Annotated in this window: 16 protein-coding genes and 1 tRNA gene; 10 read left to right on the top strand and 7 right to left on the bottom strand. The window is 62.0% G+C overall.

The features are described from left to right. From recC to rng, 4 genes are all read left to right on the top strand, one after another. Positions 1–3273: exodeoxyribonuclease V subunit gamma (recC, locus tag ACFQ95_RS21460; RefSeq protein ID WP_422834304.1), on the top strand; the 3273-nt coding region annotated here is incomplete at its 5' end. Then, positions 3270–7007: an exodeoxyribonuclease V subunit beta gene (gene recB / locus ACFQ95_RS21455; RefSeq protein ID WP_422834303.1), complete on the top strand. Its 3738-nt coding sequence runs from the start codon at positions 3270–3272 to the stop codon at positions 7005–7007. The genes recC and recB, both read left to right, overlap by 4 nt. Then, positions 7004–9226 (top strand): exodeoxyribonuclease V subunit alpha, encoded by a 2223-nt coding sequence (recD, locus tag ACFQ95_RS21450; RefSeq protein ID WP_422834301.1) that lies wholly within the window; start codon positions 7004–7006, stop codon positions 9224–9226. The genes recB and recD overlap by 4 nt, the downstream gene beginning before the upstream one ends. A gap of 185 nt (positions 9227–9411) precedes the next feature. Beyond that, on the top strand, positions 9412–10908 hold the full coding sequence (gene rng, locus ACFQ95_RS21445) for a ribonuclease G (protein WP_422834299.1): 1497 nt from the start codon (positions 9412–9414) through the stop codon (positions 10906–10908). A gap of 111 nt (positions 10909–11019) precedes the next feature. On the opposite strand, the gene ACFQ95_RS21440 is transcribed toward rng, so the two are convergent. The 4 genes from ACFQ95_RS21440 to msbA all read right to left on the bottom strand — a co-directional run bounded on the left by ACFQ95_RS21440 (position 11020) and on the right by msbA (position 15908). Next, positions 11020–12255 (bottom strand): O-antigen ligase family protein, encoded by a 1236-nt coding sequence (locus ACFQ95_RS21440; protein ID WP_422834297.1) that lies wholly within the window; start codon positions 12253–12255, stop codon positions 11020–11022. Between the two features lie 14 nt (positions 12256–12269). Beyond that, positions 12270–13019 (bottom strand): glycosyltransferase family 25 protein, encoded by a 750-nt coding sequence (locus ACFQ95_RS21435; RefSeq protein ID WP_422834296.1) that lies wholly within the window; start codon positions 13017–13019, stop codon positions 12270–12272. Then, entirely contained in the window at positions 13012–14055 is a 1044-nt protein-coding gene (locus ACFQ95_RS21430; RefSeq protein ID WP_422834295.1) for a glycosyltransferase family 9 protein, read from the bottom strand. The genes ACFQ95_RS21435 and ACFQ95_RS21430 overlap by 8 nt, the downstream gene beginning before the upstream one ends. Before the next feature lie 119 nt (positions 14056–14174). Then, positions 14175–15908, bottom strand: a complete 1734-nt coding sequence (gene msbA, locus ACFQ95_RS21425) for a lipid A export permease/ATP-binding protein MsbA (protein WP_422834294.1) — start codon at positions 15906–15908, stop codon at positions 14175–14177. 418 nt (positions 15909–16326) lie between these two features. Here msbA and ACFQ95_RS21420 point away from each other — a divergent pair, with 418 nt between their 5' ends. From ACFQ95_RS21420 to ACFQ95_RS21395, 6 genes are all read left to right on the top strand, one after another. Next, positions 16327–17112 (top strand): glycosyltransferase family 2 protein, encoded by a 786-nt coding sequence (locus ACFQ95_RS21420; RefSeq protein ID WP_422834292.1) that lies wholly within the window; start codon positions 16327–16329, stop codon positions 17110–17112. Positions 17113–17172: 60 nt separating this feature from the next. Then, on the top strand, positions 17173–18465 hold the full coding sequence (tolB, locus tag ACFQ95_RS21415; protein WP_422834291.1) for a Tol-Pal system beta propeller repeat protein TolB: 1293 nt from the start codon (positions 17173–17175) through the stop codon (positions 18463–18465). A 92-nt stretch (positions 18466–18557) separates the two neighbouring features. Then, positions 18558–19088 (top strand): peptidoglycan-associated lipoprotein Pal, encoded by a 531-nt coding sequence (pal, locus tag ACFQ95_RS21410; protein WP_422834289.1) that lies wholly within the window; start codon positions 18558–18560, stop codon positions 19086–19088. After that, complete coding sequence (gene ybgF / locus ACFQ95_RS21405) at positions 19085–19891, top strand: tol-pal system protein YbgF (protein WP_422834288.1); 807 nt, start codon at positions 19085–19087, stop codon at positions 19889–19891. Before pal ends, ybgF begins: the two co-directional genes overlap by 4 nt. 106 nt (positions 19892–19997) lie before the next feature. Beyond that, complete coding sequence (locus ACFQ95_RS21400) at positions 19998–20810, top strand: tRNA threonylcarbamoyladenosine dehydratase (protein WP_422834286.1); 813 nt, start codon at positions 19998–20000, stop codon at positions 20808–20810. Positions 20811–20845: 35 nt separating this feature from the next. Further along, positions 20846–20921, top strand: a tRNA-Lys gene (locus ACFQ95_RS21395). 113 nt (positions 20922–21034) lie between these two features. On the opposite strand, the gene ACFQ95_RS21390 is transcribed toward ACFQ95_RS21395, so the two are convergent. Genes ACFQ95_RS21390 through ACFQ95_RS21380 form a run of 3 tightly spaced genes read right to left on the bottom strand, consistent with a single transcriptional unit; the run spans position 21035 to position 23255 of the window. After that, positions 21035–21910, bottom strand: coding sequence for an EamA family transporter (locus ACFQ95_RS21390; protein ID WP_422834285.1), 876 nt, complete (start codon positions 21908–21910; stop codon positions 21035–21037). Positions 21911–21926: 16 nt separating this feature from the next. Then, a complete protein-coding gene (locus ACFQ95_RS21385; RefSeq protein WP_422834283.1) occupies positions 21927–22484 on the bottom strand; it encodes a phosphonate degradation HD-domain oxygenase in 558 nt (185 codons plus the stop codon). A gap of 6 nt (positions 22485–22490) precedes the next feature. After that, positions 22491–23255, bottom strand: coding sequence for a phosphonate utilization associated transcriptional regulator (locus ACFQ95_RS21380; RefSeq protein ID WP_422834281.1), 765 nt, complete (start codon positions 23253–23255; stop codon positions 22491–22493). Positions 23256–23280 lie beyond the last annotated feature (25 nt).

Below are 23280 nucleotides of genomic sequence, written 5' to 3'. Positions count from 1 at the left end.
CGCGCCGTGCTGGGCGAAGAGGCGGTGCCGGCGCATTCGCCGTTCGACAAGGATTTGCTGGTGTGGCGCCTCATGCGCCTGTTGCCCAGCCTGCTGCAGGAGCCGGTGTTCGAACCCCTGGCGCGTTTTCTGGAGGAAGATACCGAGCTACGCAAACGCTACCAGCTGGCGCAGCGCCTGGCCGACCTGTTCGACCAGTACCAGGTGTACCGCGCCGACTGGCTGGCCGACTGGGCCGCAGGCGACGACGTGCTGGCCACCACACGCAGGGGCCGCGTGCCGCTGGATGCCACGCAACGCTGGCAAGCCCATTTGTGGCGCGCGCTGCTGAAGGACGTGGGCCCTGGCGAAGTGCAAAGCAGCCGCGCCGCCGTGCACCAGCGTTTCATGGCCGAAGTGAGGAAGATCGCTGCGGATGCGCGCCCCGCAGGGCTGCCAAGGCGCGTGCTGGTGTTTGGTATCTCATCCCTGCCGCAGCAGGCGCTGGAAGTCTTGTCGGCCCTGGGCCGCTGGTGCCAGGTGTTGGTGTGTGTGCACAACCCGTGCCAGTATTTCTGGTCAGACATCGTCGCCGACCGCGATTTGCTGCGCACCTCGCGCCAACGTCAGCCGCGCCGATCGGGTGTGCCCGAGTCGCTGGACGACAGCCAACTGCACCAACACGCACACCCGCTGCTGGCCGCCTGGGGCAAACAAGGCCGCGACTACATCGGCCTGCTGGACGCCCACGACACCGAGCAAGAGGTCTACGCGCGCCGCCTGCTCGACATTGGCCAGCGCATCAACCTGTTTGAGCCGTTTGGTGAAGACTGCCTGCTGCACCAGATCCAGCAGGACATACTGGAACTGCGCCCGCTGGCCGAGACGCAAAACCATTGGCCTGGCGTCGACCCGGCCACCGACACCAGCCTGCGCTTCCATATTGCCCACAGCCCGCAGCGCGAAGTGGAAGTGGTGCACGACCAAATCCTCGAAGCCCTGGCGCAGGACGCGACGCTGCAGCCACGCGACATCATCGTGATGGTGCCGGACGTGAACCGCTACGCGCCGCACATCCAGGCGGTTTTTGGCCTGCTGGGCCCCCAAGACCCGCGCCATCTGCCGTTCACCGTGGCCGACCAGGGGCAACGCCACCACGACCCGCTGCTGGCCGCGCTGGAGCACCTGCTGGCCCTGCCGCAGTCGCGCCTGCCCGTCAGCGCCGTGCTCGACCTGCTGAGCACCGTAGCCGTGCGCCAGCGCTTTGGCATCAGCGAACAAGACCTGCCGCAATTGCAAAGCTGGATATCGGATGCCAACATCCGTTGGGGCCTGCACGCCGAGCAACGCCAAAGCCTGGAGCTGCCGCCGCACACCTCGGAACACAACAGCTGGCTGTTTGGCCTGCAGCGCATGTTGCTCGGCTACATGGTGGGCCGCGGCGAATCCTGGCAAGAGATCGAACCGCTGGACGAAATTGGTGGCCTGGGCGCCGCCCTGGTGGGGCCGCTGACGGTGTTTTTAGAACACCTGGATGCAGCCTGGCGAGCCCTGAGCCCGGCGCGCACGCCCGACGATTGGGCAGTGCAACTGCGCCAGTTGCTGAGCGATTTTTTTGCGGCCGACGATGCGGCTGACGGCTACACCTTGCTGCGGCTGGAACGTGCGCTGCAAACCTGGCAAGACGCCTGCGAAGCCGCGCAGCTCGACGAGCCTTTGCCGCTGTCGCTGGTGCGCGAGCAATGGCTGGCCTTGATAGACCAGGCCGACCTGCAGCGGCCATTCTTCGGCGGCGGCGTGACCTTCGCCACCTTGCTGCCGATGCGTGCGATTCCGTTTCGCATGGTGTGTATGTTGGGCATGAACGACGGCGACTACCCGCGCAGCCGCAACCCATCCGACTTCGACCTGATGGGCCAGGACTACCGCCCCGGCGACCGCTCGCGCCGTGAAGACGACTGTTATCTTTTTCTCGAAGCCTTGTTGTCGGCGCGCGAGCGCCTGCACATCAGCTGGGTGGGCCGCAGCATCCAGGACAACAGCGAACGCCCGCCCTCGGTGCTGCTGGCGCAACTGCGTGACCACGTGGCCGCCGGCTGGCGCATGGAAAGTGATGCTGCGGACGTGCCCGGTGACGGCAAGGCGCTGCTGCATGCGCTGACGGTGGAGCACAAGCTCCAACCCTTCGACCGCGCCTATTTCACCGGCGAGTCAGTCCTTTTCAGCTATGCGCACGAATGGCGCAGCAGCGTATCGGCGGCGCAAACACCTGGCGACCAGATGTCGGCACAGCCCTTGCCACCCTTCACGCCCAAAGCGCCGCTGAGCATCGCCCAACTGGCGCGCTTCGTCAAAAGCCCGGCCCAAGCCTTTTTTGAACAACGCCTGCAGGTGGTGCTGAAACTGCAAGAGACGGTAAGCGAAGATCAGGAGCCGTTTGCGGTCGATGCCTTGCTCAACTGGCAGTTGCAGGACGAGTTGATTGCCGCCCAACGTGTGGCGGTCGATGCCGGGCAGGGCCGCGAACAGCCCTTGGCTGCCGCCCTGGCGCACCAGGCGCGTGCCGGTGAGTTGCCGCATGGCGCTTTCGGCGCCCTGAGCCAGCAAGACCTGACTGAGCCCATGGACGCCTTGTTCGAGCGCTACAGCCAAGCCCAAAGCGATTGGCCGGGTGTGCTGCCGGATGAAGAAATCATGGCTGAGCTGCAGATACCAGACCTGGACTTGCAGTTCAGCGACTGGCTGGGCGGCCTGCGCCGCAATGACGCGGGCGAGCGTGCACGCCTGGTGCTGGTGAGCACCGGCCTGGTGAAGAATAGCCACTACCGCCACGACAAAATCTTGCCGCACTGGATTGCCCACATCGCAGGCCACTTGAATGGCAACCCGCTCACCAGCATCATCGTCAGCAAGGCCGGCACCGTGACACTGCGCCCGCTGCCGCCGGCCCAAGTGCAAAAGCTCTGGAGCGACCTGGTGGCCGCGTGGTGGGAGGGTATGCACCGGCCCTTGCCGCTGGCCGTGGCCACGGGTTTCAGATGGCTGGCCAAGCCCGAGGAAGCGCGTGATGTGTACGAACGCCACGACCCAAAAAACAACCAGTTTGCCGAAGTCGCCGAAGACCCCTATCTAGCCCGCGAATGGCCAGGTTTCGACGCCTTGCAGGCCGCACCCGATTGGGCCGTGCTGATCGAGCGTTTGCTGCGCCCGCTGTATGAACACCTCAGCTCGGCCAAGAAAATCAGCGCCAAGAAGTCGGCTAACAGCCCGACAGAAGAAGAGGGCGCGACATGAGTGTCAATTTTCTAGACCCGTTGAGCTTTCCCTTGCACGGCAGCCGTCTGGTGGAGGCCAGTGCCGGCACCGGCAAAACCTTTACCATCGCCGCGCTGTATCTGCGGCTGGTGCTGGGCCATGGTGGTGCGGCGGCGTTCACGCGCCCCATGGCGCCGCCGGAAATTTTGGTGGTCACCTTCACCGACGCCGCCACCAAGGAGTTGCGCGACCGCATCCGCGACCGGCTGAACCAGGCGACCAAACACTTCCGCGTAGACCCGCTCAGTGCAGAGGCCAACACACCCTCCGACGAACTGCTGGACGCGTTGCGCCACGAGGTACCAAGCGAACAATGGCCCGCTTGCGCGCGCCTGCTGCAACTGGCGACCGAGCGTATGGACGAGGCCGCCGTCTCCACCATACACGGCTGGTGTTACCGCATGCTGACCGAACACGCGTTCGACAGCAACAGCCTGTTCACGCAGACCCTGGTGTCCGACCAAAGCCCCTTGCTGGCCGAAACCGTGCGCGACTACTGGCGCAGCTTCTTTAATGCCTTGGGGGCCAATGACGCGGCGCGGGTGCGCGGCTGGTGGGCCAGTCCCGAGGTCTTGCAAAAGCTGTTGAAACCCTTGCTGCCGCTGGCCGTGGGCTCGGCTACCGCTGTAGAGCCCGCGCGGGCCCTGGCTGAAAGCCAGGCGGCCTGCGAAAAGCTGCTGGCCGAACTGCAGGCGCCATGGGCCGTGTGGGTTGAAGAACTGCAAGGCTTGCTCGACAAGGCCGTCGAGCAGAAGCTGGTGCACGGCAGCAAGCTGCAGCGCCGCCATTTCCAACCCTGGCTGGATGAGCTGCGCACCTGGGCCAAACGCCCGCTGGCAGAACTTGCCCGTGGTGAAGCTGCACCATGGGCCGTGAAAAGCACGGCCTGGAAGCGGCTCACACCCGAAGGTCTGTCCGAAGTCTGGAAAGAGGGCGCCCCGCCGGAACATCCCGCGCTGGAGGCGATACACCAACTGCCTGCGCAACTTGCGGCCTTGCCCGACGGCTTTCAAGCCGTGGTGCAGCACGCCGTGGCCTGGGTGCGCCAGCGTTTTGCCGACGCACAAACGCGCCTGGCGCAAATGGGTTTCAACGATGTGTTGACGCGGCTGGAAGCGGCGCTCTACGGCCCTAACGGTGCGCAACTGGCCGAGCGTATACGCACGCAATTTCCCGTGGCCTTGATCGACGAGTTTCAAGACACCGACCCGGTGCAGTACCGCATCTTCGACGCCATCTACCGCGTGGCCGAGAACCGGCCCGACCTGGCGCTGGTGCTGATTGGCGACCCCAAGCAGGCCATCTACAAGTTTCGTGGCGCCGACATCTTCACCTACCTGCAAGCGCGTGCCAGCACCGAAGGGCGGCACTACACTCTGGGCAAGAACTTCCGCTCCACGGCGCCCATGGTGCAGGCCGTGAACCACTTGTTCGACCACGCTGAATCGGCAGCGCAGGGCGCGGGCGCCTTCTTGTTCCGCGAGCCAGGGGCCGACAACCCCGTCCCTTTTGTGGCCGTGGACGCGCATGGCCGCAAAGACCAGTTGGTGGTCGATGGTGAACACACTGCCGCGCTGAACTGCTGGGTGCTTGCCGCCGACGAGGCGCTATCCAAGGGCCCTTACGTCACACAAATGGCCGCCGTGTGCGCCAGCGAAATCACGCGTTTGCTGACGCTGGGCCAGCAAGGCCGTGCGGGGTTTGATGAGCCTGGCAAGCCGCGCCGCCCGTTACGCCCCGGCGACATGGCGGTGCTGGTGAACTCGGGCCGCGAGGCGATGGCGCTGCGCAAACAGCTAACACGCCGAGGCGTGCGCAGCGTCTATTTGTCCGACCAGGAATCGGTCTACCAAACCGCGCAGGCCGCCGAGCTGCAACACTGGCTGGCCGCGTGTGCCGAGCCCGACAACGGCCGCCTGGTGCGTGCCGCGCTGGGCACCACCGCCATGGGCCTGGCCTGGGCCGAGCTGGATGCACTGAACCACGACGACCTGGCCTGGGAGCAGTTGGTGCTGCAGTTCCACGGCTACCGCCAGGTGTGGCGCCAGTGGGGCGTGTTGCCGATGTTGCGCCGCCTGATGACAGATTTCGACGTGCCGCAGCGCCTGCTGGCCGCACAGAACGAACGTGCACTGACCGACTTCCTGCACCTGGCCGAACTGATGCAGCAGGCCGGTGTGTTGCTCGACGGCGAACACGCGCTCATCCGTTACCTGGCCGAGCAACGCGAAGCCACCGAGGGTGAAGACGAAGCCGGCCGTATGCGCCTGGAAAGCGACGCCGCGCTCTTGAAAGTGGTGACCGTGCACAAGTCCAAAGGCCTGGAGTACCCGCTGGTGTTCCTGCCCTTTGTGTGCGCCTTCCGCGCCGTGAAACCCAGCGACAGCCCGCTGTCGTGGCACGACGCGCAGGGTCAGCTTCAGCTGGCGCTGGAGCCCGATGCCGAAGCGGTGCAACTGGCCGACCACGAGCGCCTGGGTGAAGACCTGCGCAAGCTATATGTGGCGAGCACACGTGCGCGTTATGCCACCTGGCTGGGCATGGCGCCACTGAAAGACCTGGGCCAAAGCGCCATGGGTTATCTGCTGAGCCCAGGCCAACAACTGGCGCCCGAAACGGTGGGCGCCGCACTCGAGGAACTGGCTGCAGATTGTGTGGCCATCCAGGTGTTAGCCGCACCGGCGGTAGAAGAGCTGGCCTACGCGGTGGATGCGGCCTTGACGCCCCTGCTGGCCGAGCGCAGCTTGCAGCGCGCGCCACAAGCACCCTGGTGGATTGCCAGCTACTCGTCCCTGCATCTGGGTTCTGCGGCGGTGCAGACCGGCTTGCCAGACCAAGTTGCGACCGTCGCCACATCGCCGCTGTTGGCCATGGCCGGAGACAGCGCCGATTCAGAAGCTTATGCGCAAAGCCAGGAGCCGGCCGCACCAGCCACAGCAGTGACCGGCGTACCGCTGGTTTCCGCAGGGCTGCACGCTTTTCCGCGCGGCGCGGGGCCGGGTACTTTTTTGCATGGCTTGTTGGAATGGGCGGCCGACAAAGGTTTTCAAGCTGCGTTGACGGCGCCAGACGCCATGACCGAAACCATAACCAGCCGCAGCCAGTCACACGGCTGGGGCGATTGGGCGCCGGTGTTGGCCGATTGGCTGGGCGCCGCCCTACAAACCGATTTGCCGTTGGGCGACGAGCGCCACACCCGTCTGGTGGCGCTGCAGCCGGGTCAGTTTCAGGTGGAGATGGAGTTCTGGTTTGCGGTGTTCGAGGCCAACACCTGGGAGCTTGACCAGTTGATTACGCAGCACACGCTGGACGGTGTGGGGCGAGCAGCCTTGCTGCCCAAGCAGCTCAACGGCATGCTCAAAGGTTATATGGACTTGGTGTTTGCGCACCAGGGCCGTTACTACGTGCTCGACTACAAATCGAATTGGCTGGGTGAGGATGATGCGGCCTACACCGCCGACGCCTTGCGCCAGGCCGTGCTGCAGCACCGCTACGAGGTGCAATACGTGTTGTATGTGTTTGCGCTGCACCGGCTGCTGAAGTCGCGCCTGCCGCATTACCGTTACGAAGAACATGTGGGCGGATCGGTGACCTGGTTTTTGCGCGGCCATGCTTCGGCCACACGCGGCGTGCATCTGGAGCGGCCCCCGTTTGTATTGATTGAAGCCTTGGAGCTGTTGTTCAGCGCGCCGCTGGCGGAGGGCGCAGCATGAACACCACGACGTCGTCGACGGACATTTCGACAGAAGAAGCCGCGCACCGCCTGCTGTTGTCGCCCAACACCTCGGTTGAAGTTGCAGCGCAACTGGCGCAACTCTCACGCTGGGTGGCGCGCGGCTGGCTGCGCGAGCTGGACCGCGCGCTGGCGGCCTTTCTGGCGCAACAGGCACCCGACGCCCATGCGCTGCTGATCCTGGCCGCAGCGTTGGCCAGTCATCAATTGGGCCGCGGCCATGTGTGCCTGGACCTGGCCACGGTGTTGGAGAACAGCCGCTTCGCGCTGGCCCTGCCGCCGGACCGTGAAGCCGCCGGCGCCTTGCCGCAAGCGCCGGGTGATAGCCTGGACGCACGGCTTGCAGGCCTGACCCTGGCCAGCTGGCAAGCCGCCTTGGCCCATCCCTTGTTGGTCGGCACAGGTGTTGGCAACACGCCCTTGGTGCTGGTGGGGGCACGGCTCTACACCCGGCGCTATTGGCAATACGAACAATCGGTACGTGCCAGCCTGGAGCAGCGTCTGGTGCTGACGCCCACACTTCAGGCCGCATTGCCCGAGGCGGCGATGCACGCAGTGTTGGCGCAACTCTTCCCGCCCACATCACAAACTGTGGTGGACTGGCAAAAGCTCGCCTGTGCGCTGGCCGCGCGCAGTGGTTTTGCGGTGATCACCGGCGGGCCCGGCACGGGCAAGACCACCACCGTGGTAAGGCTGCTGGCGTTGCTGCAGTCGCTGGCCCTGGCCGAGTCGGGCCGCGCGCTGCGTATTCGCCTGGCCGCGCCTACCGGCAAAGCTGCGGCGCGTTTGAATGCCTCGATTGCGGGCGCGGTGCGGCGTTTGCCGTTGCAAGCTTTGGCTGATGTGGTTGGGAGCAATCTGAGCGCCGAGCGTTTGCAAGCCGCCGTGCCCACCGAGGTCACTACCTTGCACCGCCTGCTGGGCACACGCCCAGGCTCGCGCAGCTTTCGCCACCACGCGCAAAACCTGCTGCCGGTAGACCTGCTGGTGGTCGACGAAGCCTCCATGGTCGATCTGGAAATGATGGCCGCCGTGCTGGCCGCGTTGCCGCCGCACGCGCGTTTGATTCTGCTCGGCGACAAGGACCAGTTGGCCTCGGTGGAGGCCGGCGCGGTGCTGGGCGAGTTGTGCCGCCATGCGCGTGAAGGGCGCTACACACCGGCCACCTGCGCCTGGCTGGAACACGTGGCCGGTGACAGTATTCCACCAGACCTGCAATCGGTCGATGGCAGCGCGCTCGACCAGGCCGTGGCCATGCTGCGCCACAGCCACCGCTTCAGCGCCAACAGTGGTATTGGCCGCCTGGCCGAGGCCGTGAACACGGGTGACGTGCGTGGTCCCCTGGGTGTGCGCAAGGTATTGGCGCAGGGCTACCCCGACGTGGCGCGCCTGGTGCTGGAAGACGCCAGCCTGCCGCTTGCGCAGCAGCATACGCTGCGCGCCCTGGTGGTGGACGGCACGGTGCAAGCTACACAGGCACGTATAGAAGACGAGGAAGAGGTGGCGCTGCCCGTGGGCTACCGCCACTACCTGCAGGTGCTGAAACACAAGCAACCGCCGGCGCACGCCAACCGAGAAGCCTTTGATGCCTGGGCGCGCACGGTGCTCGAGGCCCATGCTCAGTTCCAGGTGCTGGCCGCGCTGCGTAACGGCCCCTGGGGGGTGGAAGGCTTGAACCAAAGCATCGCCGCCATGCTGCAATCGGCGGGCTTGATTTCGCACGACTATGGCTGGTACCTGGGCCGGCCGGTGCTGGTGACGCGCAACGACTACGACCTGGGGCTGATGAATGGCGACGTGGGGGTGACGCTGGCTTTGCCGCAGCACCTGGCGGTGCGCCATGCAGCCAACGCAAACCTCTCTGGAAACGAGCCGCCGGTGCTGCGTGTGGCCTTTGCCGCCAACGATGGCAGCGGCGACATCCAGTGGGTGCTGCCCAGCCGATTACAAGCGGCCGAAACCGTCTACGCCATGACGGTGCACAAATCACAGGGCTCGGAGTTCACCCACGCCGCGCTGGTGTTGCCCACCGCCATGAGCCCGGTGCTGACGCGCGAACTGGTCTACACCGGCATCACGCGCGCCAAGCATTGGTTCAGCCTGGCGAATGTGGGGCAAAGCGCGGCGGTGCTGGAAGCGGCGACGCAGCGCCGGGTGCTGCGTGCCAGCGGTTTGTTGGATGAAAATGCTAGCGAATGAATAGCTTCTCGCGCTTGCTGCATCAGCGCTAGCCGCATATTTATCTTAATACCTTGAAACCGAGTTGATGCGCAGCGTTGAGGCCGCGCAAGACTCTGGCATCATGGCTGTATCGCCCACATGCATGCCGCTTTGATGGCGTGCGCGAGGCCTATTTTTCGAACCGCTTCAGCGGTCATTTCCTCATGCAACAAGACATTCTCATCAACTGGTCACCGCAGGAAACCCGCGTGGCCGTGGTGGAACACGGCGCGGTACAAGAGCTGCATATCGAACGCACGCTGGAGCGTGGACTGGTGGGCAACATCTACCTGGGCAAGGTGTCGCGTGTGCTGCCGGGCATGCAGTCGACCTTTATCGACATTGGCCTGGAGCGCGCAGCATTTCTGCACGTGGCCGATTTGATGACGCCGTTCACCGGGCACGCAGGCCACAAGAGCCAAGATGCAGACACGCCCCCACCGCCGCAAATTCCTATCGAGAAACAGGTGTTTGAAGGCCAGGCGCTGATGGTGCAGGTCATCAAGGACCCGATTGGCACCAAGGGCGCGCGCCTGTCCACACAAATCAGCATTGCCGGGCGGCTGCTGGTGTTTTTGCCGCAGGACGACCACATCGGGGTGTCGCAAAAAATCCCGTCGCAGCAACGCGACGAACTGCGCCAGCGCCTGCAAGCCCTGGTGGGTGAGCGCGCCACGGGTGGTGGTGGCGGCTTTATCCTGCGCACCAATGGCGAAGACGCCACGGATGCCGAGCTGGCCGAAGACATTGCCTACCTGCGCAAGACCTGGGCCCTCATCAAGAGTGCCTCGACCCGGCTGCCACCCAAGTCGCTGTTGCACCAAGACCTGGACCTGCTGCAACGCGTGCTGCGTGATCTGGTGAGTGAAAACACACAAACCATCCGGCTCGATTCGCGTGAGCAGTTTGAAAAATTACACGCCTTTGGCCGCGAGTTCATGCCGGCTTCGGTCGAGAAACTGCAGCACTACAAAGGCGAACGGCCGATTTTTGACCTGTTCTCCATCGACGAAGAAGTGGCCAAGGCCTTGGGCAAACGCGTCGACCTGAAGTCGGGCGGTTACCTCATCGTTGACCAGACCGAAGCCCTGACCACGGTGGACGTGAACACCGGTGGTTATGTGGGGGCGCGCAATTTCGACGACACCATCTTCAAGACCAATCTGGAGGCCGCCCAGGCGATTGCCCGGCAATTGCGGCTGCGCAACCTGGGCGGCATCATCATCGTCGACTTCATCGACATGGTGCGCGAAGACCATCGCGAGGCGGTGCTGGGCGAGTTTCGCAAGCAGTTGGGGCGCGACCGGGTAAAGACTTCGGCCGGCAGCTTTTCCGCGCTGGGCCTGGTGGAGATGACACGCAAGCGCACACGTGAATCACTGGCCCACATGTTGTGCGAGCCCTGCGAGGTGTGTGCCGGCAAAGGCTCGGTGAAGACCGCGCGCAGTGTGACCTACGACATCCTGCGCGAGATCCTGCGAGAGGCACGCCAGTTCAGCCCACGCGAGTTCCGCATCGTCGCCTCACCCAAGGTGGTGGAGCTTTTTCTCGACGAAGAGAGCCAGCATCTGGCGGGTCTGTCGGACTTCATAGGCAAGCCGATTTCCTTGCAGGCCGAGACGTCGATGGCGCAGGAGCAGTACGACATCGTGCTGCTCTGAGCCTTGCCTCGCTGGTCAGAAGTGTCGCCACAGCAATGAACGGCTTTCAGTGCGCCGTTCACATACCCGCGCGCTGCCCCAGGGGCGCGCGCATCATGACGTGATGTGGCTTCAGGCCATGCTCGGTGGTACTTCGGACGCGGTTTTTTCTGCCGCGAACATCATGCCCAGCCACATCCAGATGAAGTGCCCCTCGGAAAAAGTCGTGAAATGGGCATTGCCCATGCTGGTCACGCACCAGGTCAAGAGAACACACAGGCCCAGGTAGGTGAATGGCTCACTGGTACGCTGGCGGGCCACGGCGATCAGCAGTCCGATAAAAATGGCGAGGCCCAGCAAGCCCTGTTCAGCCGCAATCTTCATGAATTGGTTGTGCGGGTCTGGCGTCACAAAGCCGGTTAAATCGGTTCGACCGGCAACCTCGTTGGCATAGGCCAGTGCAAACGCGCCCGTGCCGACGCCGAGTATCGGGTGCTTGGGGATCATTTGCAGCGTGGTGCGCCAATACATCACGCGTACGCCCACCGAGGTCACGACGTTTTTGCTGGCGTTGACGTTGTAGAGCTGGGCTTCTTCGACGGCCTGCGTCAGTTTTTTGTTGGCAAGGGGACTGAAGTACAAAACCCCGGCCACCAGGGCAACCGACAAGGCCGCAATGCTGAGGTTTTTGGCGGATGGCTCGCGCATCATCTTGCGGCTGAAATAGACCCCGAACAGAACCAGCAAGGCAAAGTAGCCGCTGCGTCCGGGCGTGAACAAGGTGATGTTCGCAAACAGCAGAATGCTGAACCCGGCGTAGAAGTATTTCTCTGCGTTGCTGCGAAACCAGCGGTGGTAAAGGGCCGTGATGCCGACGAGCACTGCTACGGCGAAAAACAGGCCTTGTGTGGAGTGGTTGCGCACCACCACACCTCGGTCTTCCACCCAGTAAAACAGGTTGGGCAGCGCATAGGCCACGAACGAGTAGGCTACGAAGACCGCAGCCGCACAAAACAGGCTGTAGGCGGCGCGACGCTTGGCCAGGGGACTGTCGGCAAACAGCGATGCGGCCATGGGCAACAAGAGGATGCGGCGCCAGCTATGAAGGTCGCTCAGGATGACGGACCGTGGCGCGATCCCGTATAGCAGTGCCGAGCCTAGTGCCAGCATGAAGGCCAGCACCCACCAGCCTGCAGGTGTTGAAAAAAACCGGAGCACACGTGTACGCAACGCAGGCGTGAAGACAATGACAAGAAAGGTCAAGGCTTCGAAAAGATTGGTGAGTGGCGGCGAGGCGAGCAGCGAAAGCAGCGCCGCGATCATCAACGACTGGGCTAAAACAAGACGTTCTATTTTCAGAAAAGACATGACGGAATTCAGGTTTAGCGGGGTCGATTCAACAGGCGGACGATGAATCCAGGCAGGGTGCGCCTTTGGAAGATTTTCCATTGGTAGCGCACGTTGTTGAAGAAGTTGGAGTGTTGTTGCCGGCGGTTGTCCAGCGTGCTGGTGAAGGAGCCAAATACGCTGCCTTGTTGCACCAGTGCCGTGGTGGTCCAGTACTGATCGGTCCCGCATTGCGCATCCACATGCTTGAGCAAATGGTCGGCAGGCAAATTGGCCTTGTGCAGGGCAATCCAGTCCAATCGCCGCGCGCATGCCACAGCGTCGGTCACGTAGCCGTCAGCGGTGGCGATAGGGTTCTGGAAGACCGGGCCGCGCTCCAGAAAATACTCTTTGGGTACACGCGTGTCGGCCCCGCCCAGGAACAGCAGATAGCCTTGTTTCGGCAGTTTTGGGGCTTGCAGGGCGCGATTCAGCAGATTGGTGAAGTCGCTATGCAGAAAAACGTCGTCCTCGAACACCAAGACGCGTTCAAAACCATTCTCTACACAGTGGCGCCAGGCTTTGATGTGTTTTAACACCAGCGATTGCTGTGGCAGGTTGATCGCGCATGCAGCGGGAAAATAACGCTCCAGATCCTCTTTGCTGAGATCCGGGATGTCGTGCTCGAAGATAAATTCAAAAGGAATGGCATGGCGCGCCATTTCTTGGCGAATATGCTCGATGCGGTCGGTGAACGAGCGCACGGAAAGAACATAGACGGCGTTAACCAATAAAGCGTTAGTCATGGGAGGAGGGGGCAGGCAATAACTGCTGCACCAGTTGCATCACTTGCTGTGGCTTGATGTCGGGCAGGCAGTCGCTCCTGCTCTGGTTGTGGTTCTCGCAGCCGGCTTTTGTGCAAGGCACACAAGGCAGTGTGCTTTGCACCAAGGTCACGTTGAAGACGCGTTGCAGCGCCTTGCGCTTTTGATAACCGCTGGTGGTTTCTTGTCCGCTGTTGGGTGCAAGCGCCCACGGGCCCCAGCGCGCTGGATTCGTGGGGCCAAATAGCGTGATGACTTTGACACCGCAGGCCGCTGCGAGGTGTGTGACCGAAGTGTCCGGTCCGATGTAGAGCGCGACGCGTTTAAACAGCGTGGTCAACTGGTTCCAGTCGAGTTGGCCACTGGTATCCAGAATCTGTGTTGCCGGGCCCGCATCCAGCAGTTGCTGCACACAGGCCTGGTCGTTTGCACTGGCGCTGCCGGTGAGGACCACCTGGTGTCCCATGGCGGTCAGCGCGCCAATGAGCTCACGAAAATGCGCCACGGGCCATTGTTTGTAGCGCCACATGGAGGGTGCGTGGACCACGATGGCCTCAGGCCTCAGGGCCTGCGCCAAGGCGCTGGGAAGCGCCGTTTCCGAGGGCGGCTGCACATGGTGTTCTGCAGATTTGCCCACATACCACGGCTCAAGCAAGGCGAGCTTTTCCTGTACCACGTGGATGCCGCTGTCGTCCCCGTCGCTTTCGATGACGTGGTCCAGCAGGCGTTTCTTCCACCAGTTGCTGGGGTGGTGCCGCGGCAGCAAGCCGCTACGGTAGTGCCGGGTTGCAGCCCAGCCGATCAGGTGAGCGCGGTCGCTTGGTTGGGTGATCAGTACCAGTTCATACTGATTCCAGATGCTTCTCAGTAGTTGGAGGGCGCCGCGCCAGCCTTGCTTGGGGTCGGAGGCCAACAAGCCACGCACATCGGCATTGCCCTTGAGTATGCCCAAGGTTCCCGGGAAACCGATGACATCAATCTGGGCATCAGGCCACCGCTGGCGGGCAGCGCGAATCATCGGTGTTGTCATCAACACGTCGCCGATCTGGCGAGTGGCCACTACCAGGATGTTTTTGAATTGAATATCTCCATCCGCCCCCAAACGGCGGGGGGAAGTCTGTGACTTCGGTCCGGTCATCAGGCAGTCCCAAACTGTAGCAGGTGCAGCTTGGAGTACAGGCCTCCGCGGTCGAGCAGTTCACGGTGCGTGCCGCTCTCGGCGATGCGCCCGCGATCGAGGACAACCACGCGGTCGGCATGCTCAATGGTGGACAAGCGGTGGGCAATGATCAGTGTGGTGCGGCCGGCCATCAAACGTTGCAGCGCTTGCTGCACCAGGCGTTCCGACACGGTATCCAGGGCCGAGGTCGCTTCGTCCAGAATCAGCACCGGCGAATCTTTGTAAAGCGCACGCGCAATCGCCAGGCGTTGGCGTTGCCCGCCGGACAGCGCCGTGGCGTTGTGGCCGGTGACGGTGTCCAAGCCTTGAGGCAGGCCTTGCACCAGGTCTTGCAAATTGGCTGCTTCCACACATTCCAGCAAGCGGGCTTTGTCGACCGGACCGCCCATGGTGATGTTGTAGGCCAGGGTGTCGTTGAACATCACCACATCCTGGCTCACCAGCGCAAATTGGCGGCGCAGCGCATTCAGATTCCAGGTGCTGACATCATGCCCATCCAGGCTCACGCTGCCGCCGGTGGGGGAGACAAAACGTGGCAACAGGTTGGCCAGCGTTGTTTTACCCGAGCCCGACGGCCCGACCAGAGCCACGATCTGCCCGGGTTGAATGCTCAGGCTCACACCGTCCAGCGCAGGGGCCGCATCGGCTTCATACACCACGCTGACGTTGTCAAAGCTGATTTCACCGCGCGCGCGGCCGGGATCGTGGCTGCCCTGGGTCTCGGCGGGTGTACCTTCGATCAGATCAATGCCGCGCTGTACCGCCGCCAGGCCGCGGGCGATGGGACTGGCTGCTTCCGAGAGTTTCTTGATAGGCGAAATCATCATCAAGAGGGCGGAAATGAAGGCGGCAAATCCGCCCACCGTCAAGGCACCGCTGCTGCGGTTTTCCCATAAGGCAATGCAGATCACGGCAGACAGGGCGCCGGCGGCCAGCATATGTGTGAGCGGTGTGATCGCGGCCGAGGCTGCCGCCGATTTGAGCGACAAGCGGCGCAGCATGCCACTCAGGCCGGTAAAACGCTTCATTTGTTCTGCTTCGGCACCGTGCAGTCGCACCACGCGTACCGCCAGAACGTTTTCTTCCACCACGTAGGCCAGGTCGTTGACGGCCGTCTGGGTGCTGCGTGCCAAGCGGTACAGACGCTTGGACAAGGTGCGCATGATGACGGCCACACCGGGCACGATCACGAACACAATGAGGGTGAGCTTCCAGTTCAGGTAGATCAGGTAGCCCAGCAGCGCCACGGCGGTGAGCGCATCTTTCAGCAGCGCGATCAAGGCGTTGGTCAGCATGGTGGCGCCGTTTTGCACCTCGTACACCACGGTGTTCGACAAGGTGGTCGCGTTTTGCTCTTTAAACAAGCCAAAGCGTGCATCCAGCAAGCGACCAAACATGTCGCGACGCATGGCCAGCAAACCGTCCTGGGTGATGCGCGCCAACGCCAGGTCGGCCAGAAAACCGGCTGTGCCGCGCACACCAAAAAGGATCAGTACCGCCAGCGGAACCGCCCACAGAGGGAAACCCCCGCTGTCGAAACCGTTGTCGAGCAACTGCTTCATCAGCGCGGGCAGCATGGGGTCGGTCAACGAGGAGATGACCGTGGCCAACGCGGCCGCGATCCACAGTCCGCGCGATGCCGCGAAATAGGGCAGCAGCCAGCGCAGTGTCTTGGTATCTATGCTCTTCATGTACCCGCCTGAGATGGATGCAAGCTGCTCCAGCGGTGAGATCGACCGAAATCAGCAGGGCAAGCGTTCGGCGCAGGGGGGAGGCGCATAGTGTGGCGTTTCATCATGACGTTATCCAAAAATTATCCCCGATATCACCGCACGTCCATGAGAGGCGTCGGAATGATGAAACAAAGCACGCTGGACGCCGACTGCCCATGGTCATCTGCAACCCAAGAGTGACACTGGACCCTGTTTTAGGGCATAGGTCGCGATCAGTCGCTACAACACATGGTTTGCAGCTTGCCGAGGCAATCCAACGGCCAGGAAAAGCTCGCATTGTCGGCGTTTTCGAGGCCAATTTGGCTTCACCCGAGGGCGTCTCTGTACTGAAGGCGTCTGCTATGCTCGCCGGTTGATCAACCGTGGTGCCTTTTTTGTGAGTTCAATTTCCGTCTACATCATTGCCTATAACGAGGCTGAAAAAGTGGCCGACGCCATTCGTAGTGTCGCTTGGGCCGATGAAGTTGTGGTGGTGGATTCGAACAGCACGGACGGTACCGCCCAGATCGCGGAGTCTTTGGGCGCGCGCGTGGTGCAAGTCACTTTTACGGGATTTGGCGCCTTGCGCAATGACGCCGTCGCGGCCTGCTCGCACGAATGGGTGTTCAGTCTGGATTCCGATGAACGCTGCACCCCCGAGGTCGCGGACGAGGTTCGGGCCTTGGTGCAGAAGGCCGAGCACGACGTCTATTTTGTGCCGCGCCGTAATTACTTTCTTGGCCGAGAAATCAAACATTCCGGCTGGTATCCCAACTACCGGCAGCCGCAGTTGTTCCGCAAGCAAAACCTGCAATACGACCTCAGCCCAGTGCATGAAAGTTATGAGCTGGCGCCGGGCACACGTGTCGGACACCTCCGGCACGCGATCTGGCAGTTGCCTTTCAAAGACCTGGCCGAGGTGGTGGCGAAAATGAACCGCTATTCGTCGCTGGGGGCAACAAAAAAGCGGCAAGCGGGCTCAAGTTATGGGAAAGCCTTCACCCATGGGGTGTGGGCGTTTCTGCGGCATTACCTTTTCAAGCGTGGTTTTCTGGACGGTTGGGCGGGGTTTGTGATCGCGTTTTCCTATTTCGAGGTGACGTTTTACCGTTACGCCAAGGCCGTGGAATTGGCGCATCAGAAGGAGTGGGCCCAGGGTTGGAAAGACGTATTAAATCGTTGAGTTGGAACTAATCTCGTTTTTCTGGAACCCACGCCGCTAAATACAGTCTCAGCACTACTCATGACAACTCAGTTTTCTTTATTTCGTCGTACCTGGCTGGCGGGGCTTGTCTTGTCGGCCGCTGCAGCGCCGGTGTTGGCGCAGTTCCGAGTCGAAGTCAAAGGCGTTGGCCTGACCCAGCTCCCCATTGCCATCGCCCCCTTCAAGGGCGAGGACCAATCTCCGCAGAAAATCGCTGCCATTGTGCAGGCCGATTTAGAGCGCAGTGGTTTGTTCCGTGCGGTTGATGCTGCGGGCGTGGCGCTTGATGAAGCCTCGCGTCCAGACGTTGCCTTGTGGCGCCAGCGTGGTGCCGACTCGCTGGCCGTTGGCAGTGTGATCCGCTTGGCCGATGGCCGCTTTGACGTGCGTTTCCGCTTGTGGAACGTTGTCGGTGGCCAAGATTTGGGCGGTCAGAGTTATACGGTCACAACCGGTGATCTACGCCTTGCAGCGCACCGCATTGCCGACTTCATTTATGAAAAACTGACGGGTGAACGCGGTGTGTTTTCCACCCGCATCACCTACGTCACCAAGGCGGGTTCACGCTTCACGCTGTGGGTGGCAGATGCCGATGGCGAAAACAGCCAAACCGCCTTGGCCAGCCCCGAGCCCATCATTTCTCCGGCCTGGTCGCCGGATGGCCTGCGTATCGCTTATGTGTCGTTTGAATCACGCAAGCCGGTGATTTACGTGCACGAGGTGGCGAGCGGCCGTCGGCGCCTGATTGCCAACTTCCGCGGCTCCAACAGTGCCCCGGCATGGTCGCCCGATGGGCGTTCACTGGCGGTCACCTTGAGCCGCGACGGCGGCTCTCAGCTCTACACCATCGATGCCAACGGCGGTGAGCCGCGCCGATTGATGCAGTCGTCCGGCATCGACACCGAGCCGGCTTATGCGCCCGATGGCCGGACGATTTACTTCGTCAGCGACCGAGGCGGTGCACCGCAAATCTACAAAGTCTCGAGCAGCGGCGGCAACCCGGAACGGGTTTCCTTCAGCGGTGCTTACAATATTTCGCCTACAGTGAGTCCGGATGGCCGTTGGCTGGCCTACGTGTCGCGCGTCAACGGCGGATCTTTCAAGCTCCAGTTGATGGAGCTGGCCACCGGCAACGTCACAGCGTTGACCGATACCTCTGCTGATGAGAGCCCGAGTTTTGCGCCGAATAGCCGTCTGTTGATGTACTCCACTCAGCAGCAAGGACGCGAGGCGCTCATGACCACAACCTTGGATGGAAAGATCAAGGCCCGCTTGGGTGGCCGTACAGGTGATATCCGTGAACCCGATTGGGGCCCGTTTCTCAAGCCTTGATGGCTACCGCTTCTCGTACTTAGTTTCTTAAACAGATAGCCCGCCAGATTTTTGGCTAGCGACTTATTAGTGTTGACCTCAGGAGGTTTTAAATGAAAAAAATTGTATTGGCTCTGTCTATTGCGGCCGCATTGGCCGGTTGCGCGTCTGACGTCAAGTTGGACGACGCCCCTGTCGTCGACAAGAGCACGTCGTCCGCCACCCAAGGCGCCGGCGGCGCGGGTGCGACGCAAAGCGCCGTGACCTCGGTCGACCTGAACGCGCAAAACCAAGGCACCATGGGCCCACCAGCCGGCACACCGCGCATTGTGTACTTCGACTTTGACAGCTACAGCGTGCGTGGCCAAGACCAGGCCACGGTCGAAGCCAATGCCCGCTACCTCAAGGGCAACAGCGCCCGCAAGGCCGTGGTCGAAGGCCACACCGACGAACGCGGCGGTCGCGAATACAACCTGGCGCTGGGCCAAAAGCGCGCCGAAGCTGTGCGCCGTTCGCTGACCTTGTTGGGCGTGGCGGACAGCCAGCTCGAAGCCGTGAGCTTCGGTAAGGAAAAGCCTGCTGCTGTTGGCTCGGATGAAGAGTCCATGGCGAAGAACCGTCGCGCTGAGATCAGCTACCGATGAAACCGGTGACCAGAACATTGGCTGCGTTTCCGGGCCGTCTGTCAGCCCTGGTGCTGGCTGGTTTCTGGTTGCTGGGCGCGCCCAGCGCCCACGCTGGCCTGTTTGACGACGACGAAGCGCGGCGCGCGATTCTCGACATTCGCCAGCGTATAGACGCTGGCCGTGCGGCTACCGACGCTTTGCAGGCCGAAACCCGTCGTTTGGCGGACGACAATGCCCAATTGCGTCGCAGCATGCTCGATCTGCAAAGCCAGATCGACGTGATGCGTGCGGATCTGGCCAAGGCGCGCGGGCAGGATGAACAACTGGCGCGTGATCTGGCCCAGGTTCAGCAGCGGCAGAAGGACATGGCGCAAGGTGTAGACGATCGTCTGCGTAAATTTGAGCCTGCAGCAGTCAAGCTGGATGGGCAAGAGTTCACCGCCGACCCCGCCGAAACCCGTGACTACGAAGCTTCGCTGGCCTTGTTCCGCAAAGGCGACTTTCCGGGGGCGCAAGCTGGTTTCATCACGTTTGTGAAGAACTACCCCAAGAGTGGTTATGGCCCCTCGGCGTTGTTCTGGCTGGGCAATGCCCAGTACGCCACACGGGCCTACAAGGAAGCCATCGCGAATTTCCGTTCGTTGTTGGCGGCAGCGCCTACGCATCCACGTGCGCCCGAGGCCGCTTTGTCGATCGCCAATTGCCAAATGGAGCTGAAAGACACCCGTGCCGCGACCAAGACGCTGGAAGACCTGATCAAGGTCTATCCTGAGTCGGAAGCCGCCGGGGCCGCGAAAAGCCGTTTAAGCAAGCTGAAGTAGACCGCCCTAAAATCAGCACCCCGCAGATGCCTTTGCACAGCTTTCAGTTGTGTGTGGGCTTTGCGGGGTTGTTTTTTGTAGTGCTTGTTTTTCATCTCTTTTCATCATGACCATGCCCCTTGCGCCTGCTGCGCTCGAACCTGATGCCGATCTTGCGCGCCGCTTTGGCGGGCTGGAGCGCCTCTATGGCGTCAACGGTGCGGCGCAGATTCGTGCCGCGCACGTCATGGTGGTGGGCGTTGGTGGTGTCGGTTCCTGGACGGTGGAGGCCCTGGCGCGCAGCGGCGTCGGGCGCCTGACCCTGGTAGATCTGGATAACGTCTCCGAATCGAATATCAACCGGCAGATCCATGCACTCAGCAGCACCGTGGGCAAGGCCAAGGTTGTGGCCATGCAGCAGCGTATTGCCGAGATCAACCCGAGTTGTGTCGTGCACTGCATTGAGGAGTTTGTCGAGCCGGAGAACTGGCTGCAATTGCTCCCCGCAGATGTGGATGGCGTGGTTGACGCATGTGACCAAGTAAAAGCCAAAACCGCCATGGCCGATTGGGCGCGCCGTCAGCGCGCCTGCTTCATCACCGTTGGTGCCGCCGGTGGCAAGAGGTTGGCCCATCTGGTCGACATCGACGACCTTGCTAAAACCACCCACGATCCGCTTTTGGCGCAGTTGCGTTACCGCCTGCGAAAGTTCCATGGCGCGCCAAAGGACGGCAAGCGCATAGGCGTGAACGCCGTGTTCAGTCGCGAGTCTGTGATGGGCCCCGATGAATCTTGTGCGCTGCAGGGTGATGGCAGCTTGAACTGCCATGGTTATGGGTCGGTCGTCAGCGTGACGGCAACCTTTGGTCAATGCGCCGCCGGATGGATTTTGGATCAATTGTCGCAGCCAAAGCAAAAAACCGATAAAAGCACGCTATAATCTGAGGCTTCGCTGCTGTAGGAAACTATGCAGTCGGGACGTTAGCTCAGTTGGTAGAGCAGCGGACTTTTAATCCGTTTGTCGTGGGTTCGACCCCCGCACGTCCCACCAAGTATTTCAAGAAAAGCCCGCTGTTCAAAAGATAGCGGGCTTTTTCTTTGCCTTTACCTCTGGGAGTGTGCTGCTCGCCCAAGGCCCGGGCGTGGCAGCAACGAGCCGGGTTTTCAACCAAACCGCAGCAGCAAAACCCCTCCCAGAAGCACAAGCGTGCCGGTCGCGCGTTGCCAACCGAATTTCTCACGCAGAAAAAACGTGCCTATCAGCGCAGCGAACAGCACCGAGGTTTCGCGTAATGCGGCCACCACGGCGACCGGTGCGTGTGTCATGGCCCAAAGTGCAATACCGTAGCTGCTGACCGATGCCAGTGTGCCGCCCAGTGCCACGGGCCAGCGCCTGGCCATGTAGCGCAGCGCTTCGCCACGGCGCGGGCCGCGCTGCCATAACACCAGGGCCATGTACGGGATGCCGTCCAGCAAAAATAGGGTGGACACATAGGACAAGGCGTTGTTGGAGGCGCGCACGCCGATGCCATCGACCACCGTGTAAAGCGCGATGATGGCGGCATTGCTGAAGGCATAACGCAAGGCCGTGCCGCGCTGCGCCTCGCGCCCCGGCAATGCGCCGCGTGACAGGCCAATCGCCAGCACCCCCATGCAGATGGCGGCGATACCTCCCCAGGCCTGCAGCGACAAACTCTCGCCAATGAAGCTGTGGCTGCCGAGTGCCACCAGCAGTGGAGCGCAACCCCGCATGATGGGGTAGGTGAGTCCCAGGTCGCCATGTTTGTAGGCGCCTGCAAGCGCGATGTAGTAAGCCAGATGGACAACGGTGGTCAGGGCGATGTAGGGCCAGGCGGCGCGGTCGGGCGGCCCTGCGACCAGCAGCACGGGCAGTGCCACAAACACGCCCAGGCTGTGGATTAACGCGGTGTCTAGCTGTTTGTCTTGGCCCGATTTGATGAGTGCGTTCCATCCTGCGTGCAGTAACGCGCCAAAAAGGACGGCGAGGGCAATCGGGCCGGTCAGTTCCAGGGCTTGCACAGGTGGGGCGCTTGCGTTAGAGAAGGCAGCGTTCGGCGCGTTGCAGGTAATGCTGCAGCGTGGGGGTTGGCAAACCGCCAGTCTTCGCCAGGTCGTCCCACAGTCGCAGCGCGACGGCCTCTTCGGCGCCAGCTTGGCTGATGAAGGTGCTGGCTTGGTCTGCAGAAAAGACGCCGCCCTGCAGCCCAAGGCTGCGCTGCGAGTCCGCCGACAGGCTGGCCAAGTAGTCTGGCCGCGTCGCACAAAGATAACGTTTGGCGTCTACGTGCCAACGTACGGCATTGAGCACTCTTTCGGAGAATACGCCGCGCAGAAAGGGCAGGGCAATGTATTGGTGCAAATCGTCTATGCCATGCAGCGTAGGTGTCTCGGGTGCCGTGCCGTTGTGCGCCGCGAGCAAATGGCCGAGGTCATGCAGCAGTGCGGCGGTGACAAGTTCGTCGTCGGCACCGGCCTGCTCGGCCAGCAGTGCGGTTTGCAAGGCGTGCTCCATCTGGGTGACGGGCTCACCGCTGTACTGGCTGCCTCCGTGCTGCCGAAACAAGGTTTCAATGTCCGCAAGGTTCAGGGGCATGGTGGTTTAAGCGTGTAGCGCTTGGAGCAGGGTTTTGGCTGTGTCAGGCCGCGCGGCGGCTTCTGCCTGGCGGCGCTGGTAGTTTTGCAGCGTGCGCTCGCGGCTGTTCATCACGTGTTGGAACATGAGCTGCCCGGCCGCATCGGGGTCGCGTGCGGCAATCGCTTTGACGATCTGCCTGTGCTCGCGTGAGTAGGCTGCCATGGATTCGTTGGTGAGGTTTTGTCGGCGAAACAGCGACAACTCGTTGACCAGCTTGCGGTAGGTCGCGGTGAACTTGGTGTTGTTCGTCAGCTCCAGCAAACGGTCATGAAAGTGCAGGTTCAGCCGGTGGTAGGTCTGGGCGTCGCCGGCTTTGGTGGCTTGCTCCATCTCGTCAACATAGCCGCGCAGTTCTTTGATCTGCGGCGCCGTGATGGTCTCGGCCAGCTTGCGGCCTACGTATTGGTCCATGGCCGCGCGCAGCTCAAAAATCTCCAGTGCTTCTTCAATTGCCACGTCGCGCACAAACACGCCGCGGTTCTTCTCGGTGCGCACCAGGCCTGATTCTTCAAGCATGCGAAAAGCCTCGCGCACCGGCCCGCGCGATACGCCCAGGCGGTCGGCGAGTATGGATTCTGTGAGCTTGGCGCCAGAGGCCAGTTCGCCGCCCAAAATCATGCGTTCAATTTCAGTCTGCACCAAACTTGCGAGCGAATTGCGCTGAAGCAGTGCAATGGTCGAGGGTTGCGCAGGTGCGGAAACCAGGGGAGTTGAAGGCGTCGTGCTCATGGGTAAATGGTAGTGTGCAGATTGA

This window comes from Variovorax sp. HJSM1_2, assembly GCF_049316285.1.
Classification (GTDB): Bacteria; Pseudomonadota; Gammaproteobacteria; order Burkholderiales; family Burkholderiaceae_C; genus Rhodoferax_B.
Note: the sequence above shows the minus strand (reverse complement) of the source record. Positions and strands in the feature narration are given on the sequence as shown.